Source organism: Pseudoalteromonas sp. SCQQ13 (genome assembly GCF_015864415.1).
Classification (GTDB): domain Bacteria; phylum Pseudomonadota; class Gammaproteobacteria; order Enterobacterales; family Alteromonadaceae; genus Pseudoalteromonas; species Pseudoalteromonas nigrifaciens.
Map to the genome: position 1 here is coordinate 159,584 of NZ_JADYXG010000002.1, position 8,355 is coordinate 167,938.

An 8,355-nucleotide genomic window follows, 5' to 3' on the forward strand; every position below is an offset into this window, starting at 1 on the left:
CGCTCAATTTTATAACAAACTAAATTTATAACAAAAAAATGGCCTGCATAAGCAAGCCGTTTAATATGAGCGAATGTGAATTAATCGCTACTCATCAATAGCATTTTCAATTGGCTCGTCGTTTTGCGGGCTAAACTCTACAACAGCTTCATCTACTCTTTGTAGGCCTCGTGGTAGTTTATTACCCCTACGCCCTCGCTCGCCATAATAATGCTCTAAATCACTTGGTTTAAGCGTTAGTTTTCGCTTACCTGCATGCAGCGTTACACTACTGCCCTCAGGCACTACTGCTAATACTTTTACAAACTCTTCGCGGGCTTGTACTTTAGCCCCCGGAATAGAAATTATTTTATTACCTTTACCTTTACCTAATTTTGGTAAGTCGCGCAGCGGAAATAACAACATCCGCCCTTCGTTGGAAATGGCCATACAATAATCACTAGCGACCTCGTTAACCCTAATTGGCGACAGTAATAAACCGCCTTTAGGTACGCTCACCAATGCTTTGCCGTTTTTGTTTTTACTCACTAAGTCTTTAAAGTCAGTAATAAAGCCATAACCTGCGTCTGATGCCATAAGTAATACTTGGTTATCTTCACCCATTACTACGTGCTCAAAGTTAGCGCCTGCACTAAGGTTAAAACGCCCTGTCATGGGCTCACCTTGGCTACGTGCTGAGGGCAGGCTATGCGCATCGGTTGCAAACGCTCGTCCTGCTGAATCTAAAAACACGGCGGGCTGATTACTCTTACCCCGAGCTGAGGCTCTATATGCATCACCGGCTCGATAACTTAACCCTTGCACATCTAAATCATGTCCTTTGCCAACGCGTGCCCAGCCCTTGTCTGAAAGCACCACTGTGACCGACTCTGATGGGATTAAATCTTTTTCATTTAACGCTTTTGCTTCTAGGCGTTCAACAACTGGCGAGCGACGGTCGTCGCCATATATTTCAGCCGCTTCTTGAATTTCTTTTTTAAGCAACGTTGACATACGACGATCTGAGCCTAACGTTTGCTGCAATTTATCACGCTCTTTAGCGAGTTCATCTTGCTCACCACGTATTTTAAATTCTTCTAACTTAGCTAAATGACGAAGTTTTAGCTCTAAAATAGCTTCTGCTTGTATGTCTGTTAAATCAAAGCGCTCCATTAATACTGGCTTTGGTTTATCTTCGCTGCGAATAATTTCAATCACTTCGTCAATATTTAAAAAGGCTGCTAATAAGCCTTCTAAAATATGTAAACGCGCTAACACTTTATCTAAACGATATTGTAGACGTCGACGTACTGTTTCGCGTCTAAACACTAACCACTCGGTTAAAATAGTCAGTAAATTTTTAACTTGCGGACGCCCATCTAGGCCAAGCATATTTAAGTTTACACGATAGCTTTTTTCTAGATCTGTGGTGGCAAATAAGTGCGCCATTAATGGCTCAGCTTTAATGCGATTTGAACGCGGAATAATGACGATACGAGTCGGATTTTCGTGATCTGACTCATCGCGTAAATCGGCTACCATTGGCAGCTTTTTAGCGTTCATTTGCGCTGCAATTTGCTCCAGTACTTTACCACCAGAGCACTGATGTGGCAGTGCGGTAATAACTATATCACCCTGTTCTTGCGTATAAACAGCACGCATTTTGATTGAACCACGCCCAGTTTTATATATTTTGTGAATATCGGCTTTTGGGGTAATTATTTCTGCGTCTGTAGGGTAATCTGGCGCATGTACCAAGGTGAGTAATTCTTCAAGCTCAGTTTTTGGTTTATCAAGTAATAAGCAACAGGCACTGGCTACTTCACGCACATTATGAGGCGGAATATCGGTTGCCATACCAACTGCAATACCCGTTATACCATTGAGTAATATATGCGGTAAACGCGATGGCAGTACCACAGGCTCATCCATGGTGCCGTCAAAGTTTGGCGTCCAATCTACCGTCCCTTGGCCTAGCTCTTTGAGGAGTATTTCAGAGAACTTAGATAAACGTGCTTCGGTATAACGCATTGCCGCAAACGATTTAGGATCGTCGGCCGCGCCCCAGTTTCCTTGCCCGTCAACCAATGGATAACGATAAGAAAACGGCTGCGCCATTAATACCATGGCTTCATAACAGGCACTATCACCATGGGGATGGTATTTACCTAGTACGTCACCTACGGTACGGGCTGATTTTTTATACTTGGCATTAGCCGATAACCCCAGCTCGCTCATAGCATAAATAATACGTCGCTGTACTGGTTTTAAGCCATCGCCCACATGGGGTAATGCCCTATCCATAATTACGTACATAGAATAGTTTAAGTAGGCGTCTTCGGTAAAACGCCCCATTGTTTGTTGCTCAATTCCTTGCATTAGCAAGGTATCTGTATCACTCATTAAAGCTTACCTAGTTTTTCTTATAGCTTACACGGTAGATCACATTGGCGTAATCATCGCTTACCAATAGACTGCCGTCACCTAATTCTGCAAATGCAACAGGGCGTCCATATGTTGTTTCGTCTTGCATAAAGCCTGTAATAAATGGCGTATATTTAGTTACACGGCCTTGCTCAATGCTCGCTAATGCCACTTTATAACCTGACTTTTTAGAACGGTTCCACGAGCCATGTTCAGCAACAAATAACTGCTGCTTATAGCTTGCTGGAAATTGCTTACCGTTATAAAAATGAATACCCAAAGGCGCTACATGCGCCGGTAAGGCTAGTGCAGGTGAAGTATAGTCGGCAATTTTTTTACCTTTTCCAAATTCAGGGTCAATAATCGCGCCTGCGTGAACATACGGAAAACCAAAATGCTCGCCCTCTTTAGTGACTCTATTTAACTCATCTGGCGGAATGTCATCCCCCATCATGTCGCGACCATTGTCGCTAAACCATAACGCTTGTGTGCTAGGGTGAAAGTCAAACCCTACTGAGTTACGTACGCCTTGCGCCAGTGTAGTAATTTGCTTGGTTTCTACGTTTAACGCAAAAATACGGCCAAAACGCTCGTCTTCAGCGCAAATATTACAAGGTACACCAACCGGAATTATTAGCTCGCCAGTTGGGGCAAAGCGTAAAAATTTCCAACCATGATGGCGCTCTGATGGCAGCGCATCGTAAAGCACCTCAAACTGTGGGTTTTTTAATTGCGTATCAATATTTTTAAAACGAATGATGCGGTGTACTTCACCAACATATAAATCGCCATCTTTCATTGCTAAACCTGAAGGCATATTTAAGCCCTCTGCAACCAGCATTTTTTTATCTGCTACGCCATCGCTGTTATGATCAATAAGTGCATATACATTGCCTGCTTTGCGCGAGCCAACATATACTATGCCTTTTTTTGATACTACAACTTGCCGTGCATTTTCAACATCACTGGCAAATAAGCTAAGCTCAAACCCCGGGGCTACCGTGAGTTTATCTAATATATTTTTAGCCATTACGGTATTGCTAGTTAAACCTAGTAATAGCACTATTTTTAGTACCGTATTCATATATTCTCCTTGTTTATTTAAACGCAGACGCTAATTAAACTTGTGCCTTGTTACCGTGATCCTCTAGCCATTGACGCCTATCTGCAGAGCGCTTTTTAGCCAGTAACATATCCATCATTTCCATGGTTAATTCTTCTTCATCCAAGGTGAGTTGCACTAAACGCCGGGTATTTGGATCCATAGTAGTTTCACGCAGTTGCAACGGGTTCATTTCACCCAAGCCTTTAAATCGCTGTACGTTTACTTTACCGCGTTTTTTCTCAGCTTCAATGCGCGCTAAAATACCGGTTTTTTCGTCTTCATCTAGTGCGTAATAAACATCTTTACCAATATCGATTCTAAAAAGTGGTGGCATAGCAACATACACATGCCCTGCTTTTACTAGTGGCTTAAAGTGGCGCACAAATAAGGCGCACAATAGGGTAGCTATGTGTAACCCATCCGAGTCAGCATCGGCTAATATACATATTTTATTATAGCGCAGCGCTGTTAAATCGTCTGAATCTGGGTCTATACCTAATGCCACGGAAATATCGTGCACCTCTTGCGATGCTAATATTTGCCCCGAATCAACTTCCCAGGTATTTAATATTTTACCACGCAGCGGCATTATTGCTTGAAACTCACGATCTCGCGCTTGCTTAGCCGAGCCACCTGCCGAGTCACCTTCTACTAAAAATAGCTCGGTGCGATCGTTATCTGCGGCACTACAATCGGTTAATTTTCCCGGAAGTGCAGGCCCTGCGGTTACGCGTTTACGGATCACTTTTTTAGCAGCACGTAAACGTCGCTGCGCATTAGAAATACACAATTCAGAGAGTTGCTCTGCAATATCGGTATGCTCGTTTAGCCATAAACTAAAGGAGTCTTTTACTACGCCCGATACAAATGCCGCACATGAGCGTGACGATAACTTTTCTTTAGTTTGACCGGCAAACTGCGGATCTTGCATTTTAACTGAAAGCACATAGCTACAACGCTCCCAAATATCATCTGGGGTGAGTTTTACACCTCGTGGTAATAAATTTCTAAACTCACAAAACTCACGCATTGCCTCAAGTAAACCTTGGCGTAAACCGTTTACATGAGTACCGCCTTGTGCGGTAGGTATTAAGTTTACGTAACTTTCAGCTATTGACTCGCCCCCTTCAGGTAGCCAAATCAATGCCCAGTCTGCACCTTCAATTGAGCTTGAAAACTCACCTACAAAGGGCACATCTGGTAATGTTTCGTAGCCTTTAATGGCTTCAATTAAGTAATCTTTTAAACCCGTTTCGTAAAACCATTCTTGGGTTTCTTTAGTTTGCTTATTAACAAACTTAATGCGTAAGCCTGGGCATAACACGGCTTTAGCTTTTAATAAGTGATTTAGTTTAGTGATTGAATAGTTAGGCGAATCAAAGTAACTAACGTCTGGCCAAAAACGTACTGTGGTACCGGTATTGCGCTTACCCACCACGCCAATTACGCTTAAGTCTTCAACTTTTTCGCCATTTTCAAATGCCATTCTGTATTGCTGGGCATCTCGTCTAACGGTCACTTCTACGCGGGTTGATAGCGCATTTACAACCGAAATACCAACGCCGTGTAAACCACCCGAAAACTGATAGTTTTTGTTAGAAAACTTACCACCAGCATGCAGTTTGGTAAATATTAGCTCAACCCCGGGAATACCTTCCTCTGGGTGAATATCAATAGGCATACCACGGCCATCGTCACTCACTTCGAGCGAGTTATCTTCGTGTAAGATCACATCTATTCGAGTGGCATGGCCGGCCATTGCTTCATCGACACTATTATCGATAACTTCTTGGCCTAAATGATTTGGCCGCGAGGTATCTGTATACATACCGGGGCGGCGTTTTACCGGATCTAACCCATTGAGTACTTCAATAGCTTCGGCGTTATAATTTTGCTGACTCATAATTTTTATCTTTATATGCGCTAACTAGTTTTATTTAATTTAAGAAAATCGACAATGCTTGCAATAGTGCGCTCAAAGCCAATAAAGCTGTGATCACCACCAAATTCTATTAATTGCTTACAGTGTGAATAATAATTTACTGCGTGTTGAAAATTTAACACTTCATCACCCGTTTGTTGCAACAAGTACAACAACTCAGGGTGCTTTAACTCGCTCAATGTTAATACTTTTAAAGCATCTATATGACGGTTATTTAGTTCATAATTATAATCTTGATACGGATTATAATTTGCCCCAAGTAAAGGCTGTAATAAATTGCCCGGTGCTACCGCTGGGTTAATAACCACCGCAGGAATATGATAACGCTGCGATAAATAGGTGGCAAAAAAACCGCCTAATGAACTACCCAATAACGCGGTATTAGGTGTGATTAACTGCTCTAACTCGATAATAGCTTGCAGAGGTTCGTGGTTTAAACGTGGTACATAATAGTCAACATCATAGTGTGCCATAAGCTCACCAAAGCGCACAGCTTTATATGATTTTTCAGAACTATTAAAACCGTGAATATAAATTACGCGCTTAACCATATCACGTCCGTATTTATATGCACTTGCCCTTGCGATGAGTTTATATAAAGCATTCTATAAGCTGGGCCATTATTTTGCTGTTGCCACGCTTTACTGTGCTTAGTAAATTGCACTGAGCTTGCCGGCGTAGCGTAAATATCAAGCTCTCTAAAACATTGCGTATAATCATTATGCACATGACCATGAATAAGCGCAGCAACATTGCCATTATTAACCAACGTATTTAATAGTTGTGGGCCATTTTCGAGCATATGTTTATCTAAATAACCGTTTATTGGCAACGGATTATGATGGCAAAATACCAGTTGCTTGCTAACTGGCTGCGCTAAACAATCGGATATTTCATTTAAATGCTCACTTGTCACCCAACCGGCTGGAGTGAGCCCTTTGGAGTTAATAAGTAATAGCTCAATATCAGTGCTTGCGTTATTAGTTAGGTTATTAGCCACTAAGCGTTTTGCCGCTTTTATTTGTCCACCACTGATTTGCTCAAGCAAGGCAATTTCGTCATGATTACCTGGTAGCCAAAATACTGGGCAAGTAAGTGTACTGTTGCTTATAAGCTCACTAAATAATAAGTAAGATTCCACACTATGATCTTGTGTTAAATCACCGCCAAATACCACTGCATCTAGTTGTTGTAACAACATATGTTCAAGCGCTTGTTGAAAATATGTGGCTGTATTTACCCCAAAGTACTCAGCATTTCTATCGGCAAATAAATGGCAATCTGTAACATGAGCAATACGTAAAGATGGCTTATTAAAAGTATAAGTATCATCAAACCAAGCCATTATTTACATCCCAATTTAGCGTGGCTTGGCCATGCTCAACACACGCCACCAGCCAATCATATAAAAAGGCGTTAAGCTGATATTTTTCATCTTTTTGATGCATTTTAGGATTAGGATAACCGTAAGAAGGTTTTATGCGCTGATGATAGTCGTGATGAATAATTTCGGCCACTTTCGCATCATTATAAAGCCTAACGGTTAAGTATAATGGGGTAATGCCTTTTACCATTCCTGATAGCTGTTTAATGGAGACATCCATAGTGTATTTAGCCATGTCATCTATTTTTACAGCAAACTCACTGTTACCCAACTTTACCTCGCGAATACTTTGTTTAGTTTGCTCGCTTGGTAATAACTTTAAAAGCCGCACGTAATTATGCTCGCAAAGTGTTAAATACTTTGGAAGGTTTTGAATATATCTTTGGGTTGCTAAAAGTGCTGTCAAAGTACCGCCATTACAATTTATAAATTACTATTTATGTATAAAATTTATGCCCACTTGTTGATCATACCATCACGATTGAGCGCTAACCATTGCAAACAAATAACCGTTGCAGCATTGTCTATTTCCCCACTATTAAGCCGTGCCAGTGCATCATCTAGCGTTAATATATGGGTTTTAATATCCTCCCCTTCCGTTTCTAAACCGTAAACTCCGCTGTTTACTTGGCTTAAATCGGCGCGGGCTAAATATAAATGTAACCGCTCAGTAGTGCCTCCTGGGCTTGAAAGATACGAAAGCATAAACTCGAGCTCGGTTAAATTAAGTCCGGCTTCTTCATAGGCTTCTTTTTTTACTACCGCTGCATAATCCTCACTGCCATCGGTCATACCTGCAATACATTCTAACAGCCATGGCGAATGTTTGCTTTTTATTGCACCAATGCGTATTTGCTCTATTAATAACACTGTATCGGTTACAGGGTCGTAAGGCAGCACGGCAATAGCATCGCCGCGTTCTAAAATTTCACGGCTAATGAGTTGCGACTCGCCACCGGCAAATAATGCATGTTCAAATTGATATAAGTTAATTTTAAAAAAACCATCGTAAAGGTTAGTAATAGGTTTTAACCTCACATCTTGGTGAGTAAATTCGATCAACTTTTTATTGGTCATATAACTACCTCTTACTTATTTTAATAAACTAAAGTGGATTAATATATTCTGTTACACTTACAAACATTGTTTTACTCATTTTTTTTTTAGTTATGAGCCAAAACAGGTTAACATGCCCAATAGTATAAAATTTGTCTAAGGACCGAACCACACATGAAAAAGAACATCCTTGCGGCGCTGGTTAGTTTATCATGCGCAATTGGCGCTACAGCTGCTCACGCTGAAGATTTACTACAAGTTTTTGAAATTGCGACAGCAAACGATCCTACCGTGTTAAAGGCAAAAGCCCAAGCGGATGCACAATCTTATCAAAGTGATCGTGCGATGAGCGCATTATTACCTCAAATAGGTTTAAGCTTAGGCTACGAAAAAAGTGACTCTACCTCTTTTCAAGTTGATGAAAGTACCTTCAACCAAGTTAAACTAGAAAGCGATACTGACCAA

At 41.2% G+C, this 8,355-nt stretch carries 8 protein-coding genes; 1 reads left to right on the forward strand and 7 read right to left on the reverse strand.

What is annotated here, in order from left to right; genetic code table 11:
* Positions 1-87 precede the first annotated feature (87 nt).
* The 7 genes from parC to I6F41_RS02515 are packed head-to-tail and all read right to left on the reverse strand — an operon-like array spanning position 88 to position 7,911.
* A complete protein-coding gene (gene parC, locus I6F41_RS02485) occupies positions 88-2,382 on the reverse strand; it encodes a DNA topoisomerase IV subunit A (RefSeq protein WP_011329233.1) in 2,295 nt (764 codons plus the stop codon).
* A 10-nt stretch (positions 2,383-2,392) separates the two neighbouring features.
* The gene (locus I6F41_RS02490) at positions 2,393-3,487 is read right to left on the reverse strand and encodes a PQQ-dependent sugar dehydrogenase (RefSeq protein WP_011329234.1); all 1,095 of its coding nucleotides are present in this window, start codon (positions 3,485-3,487) and stop codon (positions 2,393-2,395) included.
* A gap of 34 nt (positions 3,488-3,521) precedes the next feature.
* Positions 3,522-5,411: a DNA topoisomerase IV subunit B gene (parE, locus tag I6F41_RS02495; protein ID WP_011329235.1), complete on the reverse strand. Its 1,890-nt coding sequence runs from the start codon at positions 5,409-5,411 to the stop codon at positions 3,522-3,524.
* Positions 5,412-5,431: 20 nt separating this feature from the next.
* Positions 5,432-6,001, reverse strand: coding sequence for a YqiA/YcfP family alpha/beta fold hydrolase (locus I6F41_RS02500; RefSeq protein ID WP_011329236.1), 570 nt, complete (start codon positions 5,999-6,001; stop codon positions 5,432-5,434).
* Complete coding sequence (locus tag I6F41_RS02505) at positions 5,986-6,795, reverse strand: metallophosphoesterase (RefSeq protein WP_182683914.1); 810 nt, start codon at positions 6,793-6,795, stop codon at positions 5,986-5,988. The genes I6F41_RS02500 and I6F41_RS02505 overlap by 16 nt, the downstream gene beginning before the upstream one ends.
* Positions 6,782-7,240: a DUF1249 domain-containing protein gene (locus I6F41_RS02510; RefSeq protein ID WP_058374175.1), complete on the reverse strand. Its 459-nt coding sequence runs from the start codon at positions 7,238-7,240 to the stop codon at positions 6,782-6,784. Before I6F41_RS02510 ends, I6F41_RS02505 begins: the two co-directional genes overlap by 14 nt.
* 44 nt (positions 7,241-7,284) lie before the next feature.
* Positions 7,285-7,911 carry an NUDIX domain-containing protein gene (locus I6F41_RS02515; protein ID WP_011329239.1) on the reverse strand — a complete coding sequence of 209 codons (627 nt, stop codon included), beginning with the start codon at positions 7,909-7,911 and terminating at the stop codon, positions 7,285-7,287.
* A 153-nt stretch (positions 7,912-8,064) separates the two neighbouring features.
* Between I6F41_RS02515 and I6F41_RS17990 the strand changes: the two genes are divergently transcribed.
* A partial coding sequence (locus I6F41_RS17990) for a TolC family protein (protein ID WP_231613352.1) occupies positions 8,065-8,355 on the forward strand: 291 nt, incomplete at its 3' end.

Bases quoted from the DNA above. Each gene is read 5' to 3' on its own strand.
- parC (WP_011329233.1), bottom strand. From the start codon at position 2,382: ATGAGTGATACAGATACCTTGCTAATGCAAGGAATTGAGCAACAAACA.
- I6F41_RS02490 (WP_011329234.1), bottom strand. From the start codon at position 3,487: ATGAATACGGTACTAAAAATAGTGCTATTACTAGGTTTAACTAGCAAT.
- parE (WP_011329235.1), bottom strand. From the start codon at position 5,411: ATGAGTCAGCAAAATTATAACGCCGAAGCTATTGAAGTACTCAATGGG.
- I6F41_RS02500 (WP_011329236.1), bottom strand. From the start codon at position 6,001: ATGGTTAAGCGCGTAATTTATATTCACGGTTTTAATAGTTCTGAAAAA.
- I6F41_RS02505 (WP_182683914.1), bottom strand. From the start codon at position 6,795: ATGGCTTGGTTTGATGATACTTATACTTTTAATAAGCCATCTTTACGT.
- I6F41_RS02515 (WP_011329239.1), bottom strand. From the start codon at position 7,911: ATGACCAATAAAAAGTTGATCGAATTTACTCACCAAGATGTGAGGTTA.